The organism is Roseateles sp. AC306 (assembly GCF_979253795.1).
In genome coordinates this window covers 314147-328335 of the sequence record NZ_CEEDEB010000001.1, presented here as the reverse complement: position 1 = coordinate 328335, position 14189 = coordinate 314147, and the positions used below count along the sequence as shown (strand labels likewise).

13 protein-coding genes are annotated in these 14189 nt (G+C 66.4%); 5 read left to right on the top strand and 8 right to left on the bottom strand.

Annotated features, from left to right (window positions below; genetic code table 11):
• Nucleotides 1–102 precede the first annotated feature (102 nt).
• Together AC0IZJ_RS01430 and AC0IZJ_RS01425 are read left to right on the top strand one after the other, a co-directional pair.
• Nucleotides 103–1941: a sensor histidine kinase gene (locus tag AC0IZJ_RS01430; protein ID WP_471845898.1), complete on the top strand. Its 1839-nt coding sequence runs from the start codon at nucleotides 103–105 to the stop codon at nucleotides 1939–1941.
• A complete protein-coding gene (locus tag AC0IZJ_RS01425) occupies nucleotides 1934–3274 on the top strand; it encodes a sigma-54-dependent transcriptional regulator (protein WP_471845896.1) in 1341 nt (446 codons plus the stop codon). Before AC0IZJ_RS01430 ends, AC0IZJ_RS01425 begins: the two co-directional genes overlap by 8 nt.
• Here AC0IZJ_RS01425 and AC0IZJ_RS01420 read toward each other — a convergent pair.
• The 5 genes from AC0IZJ_RS01420 to AC0IZJ_RS01400 are packed head-to-tail and all read right to left on the bottom strand — an operon-like array spanning nucleotide 3271 to nucleotide 9123.
• Nucleotides 3271–4176: an amino acid ABC transporter substrate-binding protein gene (locus tag AC0IZJ_RS01420; protein ID WP_471845894.1), complete on the bottom strand. Its 906-nt coding sequence runs from the start codon at nucleotides 4174–4176 to the stop codon at nucleotides 3271–3273. The genes AC0IZJ_RS01425 and AC0IZJ_RS01420 overlap by 4 nt on opposite strands.
• Nucleotides 4154–5452: a replication-associated recombination protein A gene (locus tag AC0IZJ_RS01415; protein WP_471845892.1), complete on the bottom strand. Its 1299-nt coding sequence runs from the start codon at nucleotides 5450–5452 to the stop codon at nucleotides 4154–4156. The genes AC0IZJ_RS01420 and AC0IZJ_RS01415 overlap by 23 nt, the downstream gene beginning before the upstream one ends.
• Nucleotides 5449–6054 carry an outer membrane lipoprotein periplasmic chaperone LolA gene (lolA, locus tag AC0IZJ_RS01410; RefSeq protein ID WP_471845890.1) on the bottom strand — a complete coding sequence of 202 codons (606 nt, stop codon included), beginning with the start codon at nucleotides 6052–6054 and terminating at the stop codon, nucleotides 5449–5451. The genes AC0IZJ_RS01415 and lolA overlap by 4 nt, the downstream gene beginning before the upstream one ends.
• Nucleotides 6051–8438, bottom strand: coding sequence for a DNA translocase FtsK (locus tag AC0IZJ_RS01405; protein ID WP_471845888.1), 2388 nt, complete (start codon nucleotides 8436–8438; stop codon nucleotides 6051–6053). Before AC0IZJ_RS01405 ends, lolA begins: the two co-directional genes overlap by 4 nt.
• Nucleotides 8439–8454: 16 nt before the next feature.
• A complete protein-coding gene (locus tag AC0IZJ_RS01400) occupies nucleotides 8455–9123 on the bottom strand; it encodes a Crp/Fnr family transcriptional regulator (RefSeq protein ID WP_056196243.1) in 669 nt (222 codons plus the stop codon).
• A gap of 164 nt (nucleotides 9124–9287) precedes the next feature.
• On the opposite strand from AC0IZJ_RS01400, the gene trxB reads away from it, so the two are divergent.
• From trxB to rpmG, 3 genes are all read left to right on the top strand, one after another.
• Entirely contained in the window at nucleotides 9288–10247 is a 960-nt protein-coding gene (trxB, locus tag AC0IZJ_RS01395; protein ID WP_471845886.1) for a thioredoxin-disulfide reductase, read from the top strand.
• Between the two features lie 192 nt (nucleotides 10248–10439).
• A complete protein-coding gene (gene rpmB / locus AC0IZJ_RS01390) occupies nucleotides 10440–10673 on the top strand; it encodes a 50S ribosomal protein L28 (protein ID WP_457421085.1) in 234 nt (77 codons plus the stop codon).
• A gap of 37 nt (nucleotides 10674–10710) precedes the next feature.
• Nucleotides 10711–10881 carry a 50S ribosomal protein L33 gene (rpmG, locus tag AC0IZJ_RS01385; protein WP_348010927.1) on the top strand — a complete coding sequence of 57 codons (171 nt, stop codon included), beginning with the start codon at nucleotides 10711–10713 and terminating at the stop codon, nucleotides 10879–10881.
• 87 nt (nucleotides 10882–10968) lie between these two features.
• Here the strand turns inward: rpmG and AC0IZJ_RS01380 are convergent, their stop codons facing one another.
• From AC0IZJ_RS01380 to AC0IZJ_RS01370, 3 genes are all read right to left on the bottom strand, one after another.
• Nucleotides 10969–11460, bottom strand: a complete 492-nt coding sequence (locus AC0IZJ_RS01380) for a DUF3016 domain-containing protein (protein WP_471845883.1) — start codon at nucleotides 11458–11460, stop codon at nucleotides 10969–10971.
• 97 nt (nucleotides 11461–11557) lie between these two features.
• Complete coding sequence (locus AC0IZJ_RS01375) at nucleotides 11558–12772, bottom strand: DesA family fatty acid desaturase (protein WP_471845881.1); 1215 nt, start codon at nucleotides 12770–12772, stop codon at nucleotides 11558–11560.
• 130 nt (nucleotides 12773–12902) lie between these two features.
• The gene (locus tag AC0IZJ_RS01370) at nucleotides 12903–14165 is read right to left on the bottom strand and encodes an RsmB/NOP family class I SAM-dependent RNA methyltransferase (RefSeq protein ID WP_471845879.1); all 1263 of its coding nucleotides are present in this window, start codon (nucleotides 14163–14165) and stop codon (nucleotides 12903–12905) included.
• Nucleotides 14166–14189: the final 24 nt, after the last annotated feature.

Genomic DNA, 14189 nt, shown 5'->3' with positions numbered 1-14189 from the left:
AATCCGCACAAACCGCACGCGCCGCAGGCGGTTCTCCGCCAGACCCGAAAAAACCGCCGCGGGCGTCGCAACGGCCGCCCTGGCGTGGGCAAACTAGCGCCCGTGTCCGACGCCCTTCGCCCGCGCGCGCTGCGCCTCATCCGGCTGCTGAGCCGGCCGGGCTTCCACCTCTTCCTGACCGGTGCGCTGATCGTGCTCGGTTTCGTGCTCGCGCACCGCTTCAGTGAACGCAGCGGGCGCGAGGCGCTGTCGGCGCTTAGCACCGAGCGGCTGGAGCTCTACGCCTCCAACCTCGCCGCCGAGCTGGCGCGGCACGCTTCCCTGCCCAGCCTGCTCGCCATCGCGCCCACCCTGCAGGCGCTGATGCAGGCGCCGGATGACGCGCGAGCCCGCAGCGCCGCGAACCAGATGCTGGCCCGCGTCAACGTGCGCGCCGGCACGCACCAGATCTTCGTCGCCACCCCGCAGGGCCAGGTCTTGTCAGCGAGTGAGCCGTTGACGCCGCCCGCCCGCCTGGGCGAGGCGCTCGCCCAGGGCCGCACGCACTTCTTTGCCGCCGACGCCAACACCGGCAGCACCGACTTCTACCTGCTGCACACGCTGCGCCAGGCCAGCCGCCCGGCGGGCGTCATCGTCGTGCGCTTCAACCTGGCGCCGCTGGAGGCCACCTGGGTGGACCTGGGGCTGCGCTCGCAGGGCGAACGCATCCTCGTCGCGGACGACCAGGACGTGGTCATCATGAGTTCGGTCCAGGCCTGGAAATACACCGTGCTGGGCCATGCCGACCCCTCGCGCCGCCAGGCTCTGCAGGCCAGTGCGCGCTACCCGCAGGTCATCGGCCCGGACCTGGAGCTGCCGGCCTCGCTGGAGGTGCACCAGGGCCAGCAGGTTCGGCTCCCCCTGCCGGGCAGCCACGCCATGCTGGCCCAGCAGCGCCAGATCGTGCCGCTGGGCCTGCGCCTGGTCGCGCTGTCGGACCTGAGCGAGGTGCGCCAGCGCGCCCAGCTGGCGGCCTGGGGCGGCGCGGCCTTTGGCGCCAGCATCGGCCTGCTCGTGCTCTACCTGTCTTCACGCCGGCGTGCGCTGCGCCAGCTCACGCAAGCCCAGACCGACCTGCGCCTTGCCCACGCCCAGCTGGAGCAGTTGGTGGACAGCCGCACCGCCGAACTGCGCCAGACCAACGAGGCGCTGAAGACCCAGATCGCCCAGCGTCTGCAGACCGAAGGCGAGCTGTTGCAGGCCAGCAAGCTCGCCGTGCTGGGGCAGATGTCGGCCGGGTTGTCTCACGAGGTCAACCAGCCGCTGACAGCGCTGCGTGCGCTGGCGCGGAACTCCATGCGACTGCTGGAAGGCGGCCGACAGGATGCGGTGGCCACCAATCTGCAGCTCATCGACGACATGGTCGAACGCATGAGCCAGATCACGCGCCAGCTGAAGAGCTTTGCGCGCAAGGCCGATGAGCAGGTCGCGGGCAGCACGCCTCTGCTGGCTTGCGTGCGCAATGCCCTGCTGCTGCTGGAGCACCGCACCCGCACGCTCGACGTGCAGGCCCAGATCGACCTGCCCGCCGGCCTGCGCGTGCGGGCCGAGGCGAACCGGCTGGAGCAGGTGCTGGTCAACCTGTTCGGCAACGCCATTGACGCGATGCAGGGCGAGAACCATCGCCTGCTGCGCGTGCAGGCCCAGTCGCTGGACGCTGGGCGGCGCGTGCTGGTCCAGGTACAGGACAGCGGCGCGGGGGTCAGCGACGAGCAGATGCAGCACCTCTTCGAGCCCTTCTTCACGACCAAGCCGGCGGGCGAAGGCCTTGGCCTGGGCCTGGTCATTTCGGCCAAGATCGTCAATGAATTCGGCGGCCGGCTGCGTGCCGAGCGGCTGGCGCACGGCATGAGTTTCGAGTTCGACCTCGGCGCTGAATCATGGGAGTCTGAAGATGTTTGAAGGCTACAAGGTCGTGTTCGTCGAGGACGACATGCCCGTGCGCGTCAGCCTCACGCAGACGCTGGAGCTGGAAGGCTTCGCCGTCCTGCCCTGCCGCAGCGCCGAGGAAGCCCTGCCCCACCTGCAGCCCGGTGCACCCGTCATCCTCATCACCGACGTGCGTCTGCCCGGCATGGACGGCCGCGCGTTGCTGGCCCATGTGCAGGCCACGGATGCCGGCATCCCGACCATCCTCATCACCGCACACGGCGACGTGGCGATGGCGGTGCAGTCCATGCGCGCGGGGGCTTACGACTTCATCGAGAAGCCCTTTGCGCCCGAGCGCCTGCTGGACGTGGCCCGCCGCGCGCTGGACCTGCGCACGCTGCGCCACTCGGCCAACGAGCTGCGCGCCCAGCTTCAACGCGCGAGTGGCATCGAGGCCGCGCTGCTGGGGCAGTCGCCCGGCATGCAGCAGTTGCGCCGCCAGGTGCTCAACCTCGCCGGCACGTCGGCCGACGTCCTCATCGTTGGCGAGACCGGCACCGGCAAGGAACTGGTGGCGCGTTGCCTGCACGACCAGAGCGCGCGGCGCGACCGTCACTTCGTCGCCATCAACTGCGGAGGCCTGCCCGAGGCCCTGTTCGAGAGCGAGCTGTTCGGCCACGAGGCAGGTTCGTTCACCAGCGCGGCCAAGCGGCGCATCGGCAAGATCGAACACGCCAACGGCGGCACGCTGCTGCTGGACGAGATCGAGACCATGCCCATCGCGCTGCAGATCAAACTGCTGCGCGTGCTGCAGGAGCGACGCATCGAACGGCTGGGCTCCAACGAGGAGCTGCCGATCAATGTGCGCTTCATCGCGGCCAGCAAGTCGGACCTGCGCGAGCAGGCCCAGCGCAACGAGTTCCGCAACGACCTCTACTACCGCCTCAACATCGCCACGCTCAAGCTGCCACCGCTGCGCGAGCGGCGCGAGGACATCCCGCTGTTGTTCGAGCATTTCGTGGTGCTGGCCTGCGCCCGCTACGAACGCGCGGCGCCGGAGCTGACGCCCGATAAGCTGCGCGAGCTGATGGCCCATGACTGGCCGGGCAATGTGCGCGAGATCCGCAACGCCGCCGACCGCTTCGTGCTGGCGCTGGACGATCTGGACCCGCAGGCCGCGCTGCAGGCCGTGCCGGCACTGAACCTGGCGCGGCAGATGGACCTGGTGGAGAAGACGCTGATCGAGCAGGCCCTGCGCCGCACCCAGGGCAAGGTGCCCGCCGCGATGGAGCTGCTGGGCACGCCGAGGAAGACGCTCTACGACAAGCTGAACCGGCACGGCATCGTGCTGGATGACTTTCGCTAGCGATATTTGTCCGGGTTGGGCGAATCGGTCGGCTGCGCGATGACGCGGCGGAAAGCCGCACTCATCGGCAGCTTGAGGTTCAGCCCCTGTGACGGCAGCGGCGACTCGAACCAGCGGCGGTAGATCGCGTGGATCTCGCCGCTGCGGTAGAGGCTCTGCAGCACCTCGTCGACCAGCGCCTTGAACTGCGGGTCGTTCTTGCGCAGGCCGATGGCGTAGGGCTCGACGGTCAGCGCCTGATCGGACAGCCGAAAGTCGTCCGCGCCCGGGCCTTGTTGGGCCAGCAGCGCGCGCAGCAGCACGTCGTCCATCAGGAAGGCCGAGGCGCGGCCGCTGCGCAGCATCTGGAAGCCCTCGGGGTCGTCCAGGCCGCCGAGGATGCGGATGCCCAGGGACTGCTGCTCGTTGACCCTGGCCAGGTGCTGGATGCTGGTCGTGCCGATGGTGGAAGCGACGGTCTGGCCGCGCATGTCGGCCAGACCCTGCACACGCTCGGCGGCCCGCGTCATCAGTCGCGTCTCGGCCACGAAGATGGTCAGCGAGAAGGCCTGGTTGCGCGCCCGCTCGGCCGTGTGCGTCGTGATGCCGCATTCCAGGTCCAGCGTGCCGTTGATGACCAGCGGCATGCGCGTGGCTGAGGCCACCTCGACGCGGCGCACTTCCAGGTCGGGCAGCTGCAGCTTGCTGCGCACGGCGGCAACGATGCGCTCGCACAGCTCGACCGTGTAGCCGGTGGGACGCAGTTGCGCGTCGAGATAGGAAAACGGCAGCGAGGCCGGCCGGTAGCCGATGACGATGACGCCGGTGTCGCGCACGCGGGCCAGCGTCGGGCCGTCGGCCGCGTGGACGAGGCCTGCGCAAAGCGCGGCTAGCGCCACGCTAACCCTGAGCAGCCGCTTCATCGTCCAGGCGGCGCAGCTCGGCGAGCTTGTCGGCGATGCGCGTCTCGAGGCCGCGCGGCACCGGCTCGTACCAGCGCTGGTCCTCCAGCCCGTCGGGCAGGTATTGCTCGCCGGCTGCGTAGCCGCCGGGCTCGTCGTGCGCGTAGCGGTAGGCCTTGCCATAGCCCAGCTCCTTCATGAGCTTGGTTGGCGCATTGCGCAGGTGGACGGGCACGGGGCGGGATTGGTCCTGCTTGATGAAGGCCTTCACCGCATTGAACGCTTTGTAGACCGCGTTGGACTTGGGCGCGATGGCCAAGTAGACGACGGCCTCGGCAAGCGCCAGCTCCCCCTCCGGCGAACCCAGCCGCTCATAGGTTTCCGCTGCGTCCAGCGTGATGCGCAGCGCGCGCGGGTCGGCCAGGCCGATGTCCTCGCTGGCCATGCGGATCAGGCGGCGCGAGATGTAGCGGGCGTCCACACCGCCGTCCAGCATGCGCACGAGCCAGTAGAGAGCGCCGTCCGGGTGGCTGCCGCGCACGGACTTGTGCAGCGCTGAGATGACGTCGTAGAACTGGTCGCCACCCTTGTCATAACGGCGCAACTGCTCGCCCAGCGTGCGCTCAAGCAGTGCCTCATCGATGAGCTGGCCGTTGGCGAGAGACGCTGCCGATTCAAGCGCATTGAGCAGGCGGCGAGCGTCGCCGTCGGCATAACCGATGAGGCGGTCCGCCGCAGGTTGGGTCGGCGGCGCGATGCTCAGCTCGGCCGACCCGCGCTCGATGAGTTGCTGCAACTCCTCCGCGTCCAGGCTCTTGAGCACCTGAACCTGCGCGCGCGACAAGAGCGCCGAGTTGACCTCGAAGCTCGGGTTCTCCGTCGTTGCACCAATGAAGGTGAACAGGCCCGACTCGACATGCGGCAGGAAGGCGTCCTGCTGGGCCTTGTTGAAACGGTGCACCTCGTCGACGAACAGCACCGTGCGCCGGCCCTGCTGCGCGGCGATCTGCGCGCGGTCGACAGCTTCGCGTATGTCCTTCACGCCGCCGAGCACGGCCGAAATGGCGATGAACTGCGCGTCAAAGGCGCCGGCCACCAGGCGCGCCAGCGTCGTCTTGCCGACGCCCGGCGGTCCCCACAAGATCATGCTTTGCAGCCGACCGGCCTCGAACGACGCGCGCAGCGGCATGCCCGGGCCCAGCAGATGGCGCTGACCGATGACTTCGTCGAGCGTCTTGGGCCGCAGCCGTTCGGCCAGCGGCTGGGCGGGCGGCTCGGCGTCGAACAAACCCGTCATTGCTCGATGAGATCGGCCCCGGCCGGCAGCTTGAACTGGAAGCGATCAGCGGCGACCGGCACATTCGCCTGCACGACGCTGAAGTCCAGCCGCGAGCACTGGCCGAAGCCGTCGACGATCTCCATCGCCGCCAGTTCCTTGGCCTTGAAGCCCAGCTTGAGCGACTGGATCGTCGATTCGGCCTGCTTCGGGGTCGCCTGCACCCAGTCGATGCCGCCGTCACTGGGCAGCGCCTTCAGCGTGAAATCGCGTTCGAGGTTGGTGCCAGCCAGGATCGCCGCCGGCGTCGCACCCAGCGCATCGGCCAGCTTTCGAGAGCTGGCCTGGTTGAGATCGGCGTCGTAGATCCAGACCTTCTGTCCATCAGCCACGATGGTCTGCTCAAAAGGCTTGGCGTAGACGAAGCGGAACTGGTTGGGCCGCTGGAACTCGAAGCTGCCGGAGGACACCTTCTTGCGCTTGCCGTCGGGCGACGTAACAGTCTGCGTGAAGTTCGCCTTGCCGCTCTTCACGTCGCGGCCGAAGTCGCGCAGCGCGTCGACGGCGTCGGCATGGGCGACGCTCGCAATCAGCAGCGTCAGACTCAAGAGGATGCGTTTCATTCGTCTCGTTTCGGGATGATCAATTCACGGCTGCCGTTGGACGCCAGCGCGCCGACAAGCCCCGAGTTCTCCATCTGCTCCAGCAGCCGCGCGGCGCGGTTGTAGCCTATGCGCAGATGGCGCTGCACGAGTGAGATCGACGCCTTGCGATGCTGTAGGACGATGGCCACTGCCTGGTCGTACATCGGGTCGGCCTCGCCGGCGGCCTCACCCGGCGCAGGCGCTTCGCCGTCGATGCCGTCAAGCACGCCGCCTTCGAGAATGCCTTCGATGTAATTCGGTTCACCCTGGGACTTGATGTACGTCACAACGCGGTGGACCTCCTCGTCGCTGACAAAGGCGCCGTGCACGCGGATAGGCAGGCCCGTGCCCGACGGCATGTAGAGCATGTCACCCATGCCCAGCAGCGCCTCGGCGCCCATCTGGTCGAGGATGGTGCGGCTGTCGATCTTGGAGCTGACCTGGAAGGACAGCCGCGTCGGGATGTTGGCCTTGATGAGGCCGGTGATGACGTCCACCGACGGCCGCTGCGTGGCCAGGATGAGGTGGATGCCGGCCGCGCGCGCCTTCTGCGCCAGGCGGGCGATCAGCTCCTCGATCTTCTTGCCGACGACCATCATCAGGTCGGCCAGCTCGTCGATGACGACGACGATGAAGGGCAGGCGCTCCAGCGGCTCGGGCTCGTCGTTGTTCAAAGCGAACGGGTTGGGGATGCTGATGCCGTTGGCCTTGGCTTCGTCGATCTTCTTGTTGTAGCCGGCCAGGTTGCGCACGCCCATCTTGGACATGAGCTTGTAGCGCCGCTCCATCTCGCCGACACACCAGTTCAGCGCGTTGCTGGCCTGCTTCATGTCGGTGACGACGGGCGCCAGCAGGTGCGGAATGCCTTCGTAGACGCTCATCTCCAGCATCTTCGGGTCGATGAGGATGAGCCGCACGTCGCGGGCCTCGGCCTTGTAGAGCAGGCTGAGGATCATCGCGTTGATGCCGACCGACTTGCCCGAGCCGGTCGTGCCGGCGACGAGGCAGTGAGGCATCTTGGCCAGGTCCGCCACGATGGGCAGGCCGACGATGTCCTTGCCCAGGCCCATGGTCAGCTGCGATGCGGCGTCAGCGTAGATCTGCGAACCGAGGATCTCGGACAGGCGGATGGTCTGCCGGCGCGCGTTGGGCAGCTCCAGCGCCATGTAGTTCTTGCCCGGGATGGTCTCGACGACGCGGATGGACACGAGGCTCAGCGAACGCGCCAGGTCCTTGGCGAGACCGACGATCTGGGAACCCTTGACGCCGGTGGCCGGCTCGATCTCGTAGCGCGTGATGACCGGGCCCGGCGACGCCGCGACGACATGCACTTCGACGCCGAAGTCGCGCAGCTTCTTCTCGATGAGGCGGCTGGTCATCTCCAGCGACTCGGGCGTGACCGTCTCCTGCCGGCCGGGCGCGGCGTCCAGCAGGTCGACCTGCGGCAGCTTGGCGTCGCCGGCGTCGACGAACAGCGTCTGCTGGCGCTCCTTGGCCACACGGGTGGACTGCGGCAATTCGACGACGGGCGCCTCGATGACCAGCGGCGCGTGGTCCGCCTCGACCTGTCGCTCGATCTGGCGCTCGACCTCAACCTCCTGTTCGCGCGCCTTCACCGCCTGCTCGCCGAACTTCTGGTCGGCCTTGATCTCGCGCTTTTCCAGGTACTGCTCGCGGAACTGCTCGATGCGCTCGCCGATGCGCTCGGCGAGGTGCCCCCAGGAGAAGCGGAACGCCCAGGACAAGCCGGTGAGCAGCAGCACGATCCACACGACACCGGATCCGGCAAAGCCGAGGCCCTTCATGCCCAATGGGCCGAGCGTGTAGCCGAAGAGGCCGCCTGCGTGGCCAGGCAAGCGCGGTTCGACGGCATAGAGGCGGCTCCATTCCAGCGCGCAGCTAGCGCCGATCAGCAGCAGCACGCCGATCCAGCAGCGCAAGCGCCGGCTCCAGCGCACCGGCTGCGGCGCGTCATGCCGCAGCAACCCGGCCAGGCCGCGCAGCCAAGCTCGCGCGGCCAGCAACGGCAGCCACCAGGCAGAGAAGCCGAACAGGAAGAGCAGGCCGTCCGACACCCAGGCGCCGAGTGAGCCGACGCGGTTGCCGACCAGATCGCGCTGCCCGCTGGTGCTGAAGGCCGCGTCGCGCACGTCATGCGTGCCGAGCGCCAACACAAGCAGGGCGAGCAGCAGGGCCGTCAACGCCAGCCAAAGCGGCGTGCGCAGCAGCCGCGACGCGGCCGACGGCGGCGCGGCGGCGGGCTTGGGCGCCTGACGGCGGGTGGGTTTGGCTGGGCTGACGGGTTCGCTGGCGGCGCTGGATTCGTCCTGACCGCCCAGCAGGGAACCAAGGGGAAAACTCATCCCCGCATTGTCGCCGTCAATCGTGGGTCAGCCGTTCCTTGATGACCACCGAACCGTTCTCAAGCGTTTCGATGACACCGCGCTCCTCCAGGTCCTTCATGACCCGGCTGACCATCTCGCGCGATGCGCCGACGACCTTGGCCATGTCCTGGCGCGAGACCTTGCCTCGGATCAGCTTGATGCCCTTTTCGTCCTCGGACATGTCAAGCAGCGTGCGCGCGACGCGGCCGTAGACGTCGAGCAGCGCGAGCGACTCGATCTGGCGGTCGGCGTTGCGCAGCCGCGCCACCAGGCCGCGCAGGATGCCGTAGGACAGGCTGCTGCTCTCAGGCAGGCAGCGCGCGAACTCCAGCCGGCCGAGTACCAGCATGTCGGTCTGCACCTCGGCACGCACGGTGGCCGAGTGCGGCTCGTTGTCGATGAGGCTCATCTCTCCGACGTAGTCGCCCGACTGCAGCACCGCCAGGATGACCTCGCGGCCCCGGTGGTCGGCCGTCAGCACGCGGGCACGGCCGTTCAGAAGGATGAACAGCGCGTTGGACTTGGTGCCCTGTTCGACGATCAGCTCGCCCCGCTTGAAGCGGCGTTTGACGACGCTGTCGGCAATGGACTGGGCCTGGTCCGTGGTCAACATCGAGAACAACGGAACTCGCCGGATCAGGTCCAGATTGGAAATCATCGCCATATGCAGTCTCCAGGTTTGGGGCCCCAGGCCGGCGGCCAGAAAGACGCCTGCCTAAAATGGCGTGCATTGTGCACACGCGGCACGGTTCGCCGCTTCGGGTTAGGCCGGGGTGATACCCCTAAAACGCCCTTGCGAGTTCCCTCGCCGCCCTCACCTTCCCTGACATGACCGCCAACATCCAACATCACGGCCTGCTCATCCTCGGTTCGGGCCCCGCCGGCTACACCGCAGCCATCTACGCAGCACGCGCTAATCTCAAGCCTACGCTGATTACCGGCATGGCCCAAGGGGGTCAACTCATGACCACGACGGAGGTGGACAACTGGCCGGCCGACGTGATGGGCGTGCAGGGCCCCGAGCTGATGCAGCGCTTCCAGGAACACGCCGAGCGCTTCAACACGCAGATCGTCTTCGATCACATCAACAAGGTCGACTTCTCCAAGCGCCCCTTCACGCTCTTCGGCGACAGCGGCACCTATACCTGCGACGCGCTGATCATTGCTACTGGCGCGTCGGCAAAGTACTTGGGCTTGGAGTCGGAGGCTTCCTTCATGGGCCGCGGCGTCAGCGCCTGCGCGACCTGTGACGGCTTCTTCTATCGCGAGCGCGAAGTCTGCGTCGTCGGCGGCGGCAACACGGCCGTCGAGGAGGCGCTGTATCTCTCCAACATCGCCAGCACCGTGCACCTGATCCACCGCCGCGACAAGTTCCGCGCCGAGCCGATCCTGGTCGACAAGCTGATGGAGAAGGCGGCCGCCGGCAAGATCGTGCTGCACCTCTTCCAGCAGCTCGACGAAGTGTTGGGCGACGCCTCCGGTGTGAACGGCGTGCGCACGCAGAACGTCAAGGACGGCAGCAAGGCCGATATCCCCGTGCACGGCTGCTTCATCGCCATCGGCCACCAGCCCAACACCGAGATCTTCCAGGGCCAGTTGGAAATGAAGGACGGCTACATCGTCACCAAGAGCGGCCTGAACGGCTTCGCGACGATGACCAGCGTGCCCGGCGTCTTTGCTGCCGGAGACGTGCAGGACCACATCTATCGCCAAGCCATCACCAGCGCTGGCACCGGCTGCATGGCGGCGCTGGATGCCCAGCGTTTCCTCGACCAGGAGAACGGTTGAAGCTCATACCGGGCAAGGCCCTTACGGCTTCCCGGGTTTACCGCTATACTCGTCGGCTTGCCTGCCGGATAGACCGCGCTTGGCCTTTGAATGAACGCTCAGGGGCCAGGTTTAGCAGGCATTTGCGGTCAATGGGTTGCTGGTGGGGTTTCTCGCCACAACTGGTGTACGTCGTCAAACTGGAGAAGCGTCATGGCACGCGTCTGTCAAGTCACGGGCAAGAAGCCCATGGTCGGGAACAATGTTTCCCACGCCAACAACAAAACCAAGCGTCGGTTCCTGCCGAACCTGCAATACCGCCGGTTCTTCGTCGAATCGGAAAACCGCTGGATCCGCCTGCGCATCACCAACGCCGCTCTGCGTTTGATCGACAAGGTCGGTATCGACCAGGTCGTGGCCGACCTGCGGGCCAAGGGCGCGCTGTAAAGCGCACCGTTCACTGACCTACTGAAAGAACACGACCATGGCATCCAAAGGCGGCCGCGAGAAGATCAAGCTGGAGTCCACTGCGGGCACCGGCCACTTCTACACAACGAACAAGAACAAGAAGACCACGCCCCAAAAGCTGGAATTCATGAAGTTCGATCCCAAGGTGCGCAAGCACGTCCTGTACAAGGAAATCAAGCTGAAGTGATGACGGCGGCGCAAGCCGCTCAATCACTCGCTAAAAAAACCCGCCAAGCGGCAACGCTGGCGGGTTTTGTCCTTTTTGGGAGCCGCGTCAGAGCGGCGCCACGGCAGCCGCCGACGTACGGAACTCGGTCTGGAACCAGCGGTCGATCATCCGCTTCTCATAGCGCAGCGTATCGCTGTTGAAGTAGCTGCTGAAGCCGTCTTGGTAGTTCATGTCGCGCAGGACCGCCTTGCCCTGCTGAACGACCTTGCCGCCTTCCAGCACTTCATAGTTCAACGAAATGGTAGGCAGCGTCACCGTCCGCATGACGCGAATCCAGTTGCCGCTGCGGCCAAAGGGCTCGACGTGGCCGGCCAGGTCCACGTCCGTCACCGTGAGGCGGACGTCGCGTCCGGGCAGGTACTTCTGCGCCTGCGTGACGAAATGCGCCTCAATGTCCTTGAGGACCTCGGCCTGCTGAAAACCGTTGTTGTCCTTGATATCGATAAAAGTCTCGGGCTTGACGAAATTCACCTGTACATCCGCCTGCGCGGCGGTGGTGAGGGCAACAAGGCCGAGGGCGATCCAGCGATGGTTCATGGCAACCTCCTAAGTCAAAGACTGCATCCCGCAAGTCTAGGCCAGGCAAAGAAAAAGGGCGCCACCAGGGGCGCCCTTTACACCGGCGAAACGACCCTCAGGCGTGGGCGGCGCGCAGACGCATCGAAAAGGCCTGCAACTCGGCAATACCGCTTTCCTCGGCACGGCGGCACCAGGCCTGCAGGTCGGCAACCAGTTGCTCGACCGACACATTCGTGCGGGTCCACATCTGACGCAGTTCCTCGCGCATGGTCACGAGCTTGTCGATGACCGGGCTGGCGGCGCGCACATGGGCCAGGTCGCCATGGATGTCGGCCGGAATGCGATCTTCATCGCGATGCAACCAGCGCTGGGCGAGCTTGAACTGAGTGAGACGTTCGCTCTGGTGGCCACCTTCGGCCTTGACCCTGGCGAGTTCGGCAGCGCAGGCCGCCTTCAGGCTGCGCGCGTAGCTGGCCATGACTTCATAGCGATTGGCGATCAGCGCCTCGAGCGTGCGCGCGTCGGCGGCCGGCTTCATTTCGCCCAGGCTCAGCTTGGGAGTCGTCTTGCGGACCTTGGCCCAGCCGATCATCTCCATCGCGCGGATATAGCCCCAGCCGATGTCGAATTCGTACTTCTTGACCGAGAACTTGGCCGACGTCGGGTAGGTGTGGTGGTTGTTGTGCAGCTCTTCGCCACCGATTAGGATGCCCCAGGGCACCACATTGGTCGACGCATCGGGCGCTTCGAAGTTGCGATAGCCCCAGTAGTGGCCGATGCCGTTGATGACGCCGGTCGCCCAGACGGGGATCCAGGCCATCTGGATGGCCCAGACCGTTGCACCGATGGCGCCAAACGCCAGCAGGTTCAGGATCAGCATCAGCGCCACACCCTGCCAGGAGAAGCGGGTGTACAGGTTGCGCTCGATCCAATCGTCCGGCGTGCCCGTGCCGTACTTGCGCATGGTCTCCATGTTCCGCGATTCGGCGCGGTAGAGCTCGACGCCGGTCAGCAGCAGGGCCTTGAGGCCGCGGGTCTGCGGGCTGTGCGGGTCTTCCTCGGTTTCGCACTTGGCGTGATGCTTGCGGTGGATGGCGACGAATTCCTTGGTCACCATGCCCGTGGTCAGCCACAGCCAGAAACGGAAGAAGTGCGAGGGAATCGGACCGAGCTCCAGCGCGCGGTGGGATTGCGCGCGATGCAGGAAGATCGTCACTGAAAGGATCGTGAAGTGCGTCACAACCAGCGTGAAGACCAGCACCTGCCAACCGCTGGCGCCGAGCAAGCCATCGCTCAGCCAATTCACCAGCATGTTCAGAATTTCGTTCATTCGTCCGAGACCTCACCCGTGAAGGGCATGCAAAGGAAAGTCAATTGTAGGGGAGCGCCCCCAAAAACAGGGGGTTGGAGGCACCGCATTCAAGCGTAGACGTGCGTTGCGACGCAGTCTTTGACGCCGATCAATCCGCCCGCTCCCACGCGACGGCGAAAAACCCGTCGGTCGAGTGGCGGTGGGGCCACAAGCGGAGTGCGCCGTTTTCCACAAGTTCGCCCGCGCGGTCGACCTGCGACTTGGCAAGCGCCTCGTCAGCCGCTAGCGGCCTGAAACCCGGATGGGCGGCCGAAAACTCCGCCGCGATGACCTCGTTTTCGTCGTCCAGCAGGCTGCAGGTCGCGTAGACCAGCCGACCGCCCGGCTTCACCAGCCGCGCGGCGCTGGCCAAGATGGCGCGTTGCTTGTCCTGCAACTCGGCCACTGCCTTGGGGGACTGGCGCCACTTCAGGTCGGGGTTGCGGCGCAGCGTGCCCAGGCCCGAGCAAGGAGCGTCCACCAGCACGCGGTCGATCTTGCCGGCCAGGCGCTTGATGCGGTCGTCGCGCTCATGGGCAATCTGGGCGGGGTAGACGTTGGACAGGCCGCTGCGCGCCAGCCGCGGCTTCATCGCGGTAAGCCGGTGGCCTGAGGTGTCGAAGGCATAAAGACGGCCTGTGTTGCGCATGGCCGCGCCCAGCGCCAGCGTCTTGCCGCCGGCGCCGGCGCAGAAGTCCACCACCATCTCGCCGCGCTTGGGCGCCAGCAGCAGAGCCAGCAACTGGCTGCCTTCGTCCTGAACCTCGACACCGCCGCCAGTGAACAGCTCCAGCTTGTGCAGCGCCGGCTTGCCGTCGATGCGCAGGCCGAGCGGCGAATACGGCGTCGGCACGGCGTCGATGCCGGCGGCCTTGAACTGGGCTTGAGCCTCCTCTCGCTTGAGCTTCAGCGCGTTGACGCGCAGGTCCAGCGGCGCCGCCTCGTTCAGCGCGGTGGCGAGCTTCCAGAACTCGTCATCACCCAGCCGCGCCAGCAAAGGCTCCGCCAGCCACTCCGGCATGTTGTGGCGCATCTTGGATGCAAGGCTCATCGGGTCGATGGCCTGAACCTGGTCCAGCCAATGCTGCTCCTGTGGGCTGAGAGCCCCGCGCAGGAAGGCGGCATTGCCGCGCCAAGCCAGCATGGCCAGGCGGCGGTGCATGGAGCCGCTGCCGCTCTGAGCGAGGTTCTGGAACTTGATGCGCTCGCGCAGCAGCGCGTAGACGGTCTCGGCAAGGACGGCGCGCTCGCGCTGGCCGAGGTTCTTGTGTTGGCGGAAGAAGGCGGAGACGGTGGAGTCGGCCGGGAATTCGAGCTGGTTCACGACGGCGATCAGCTCGGCGCTCAGCTCCAGGAGGGCATTAGGATGCATCGCCCCATTATCCCAAGCCGCATC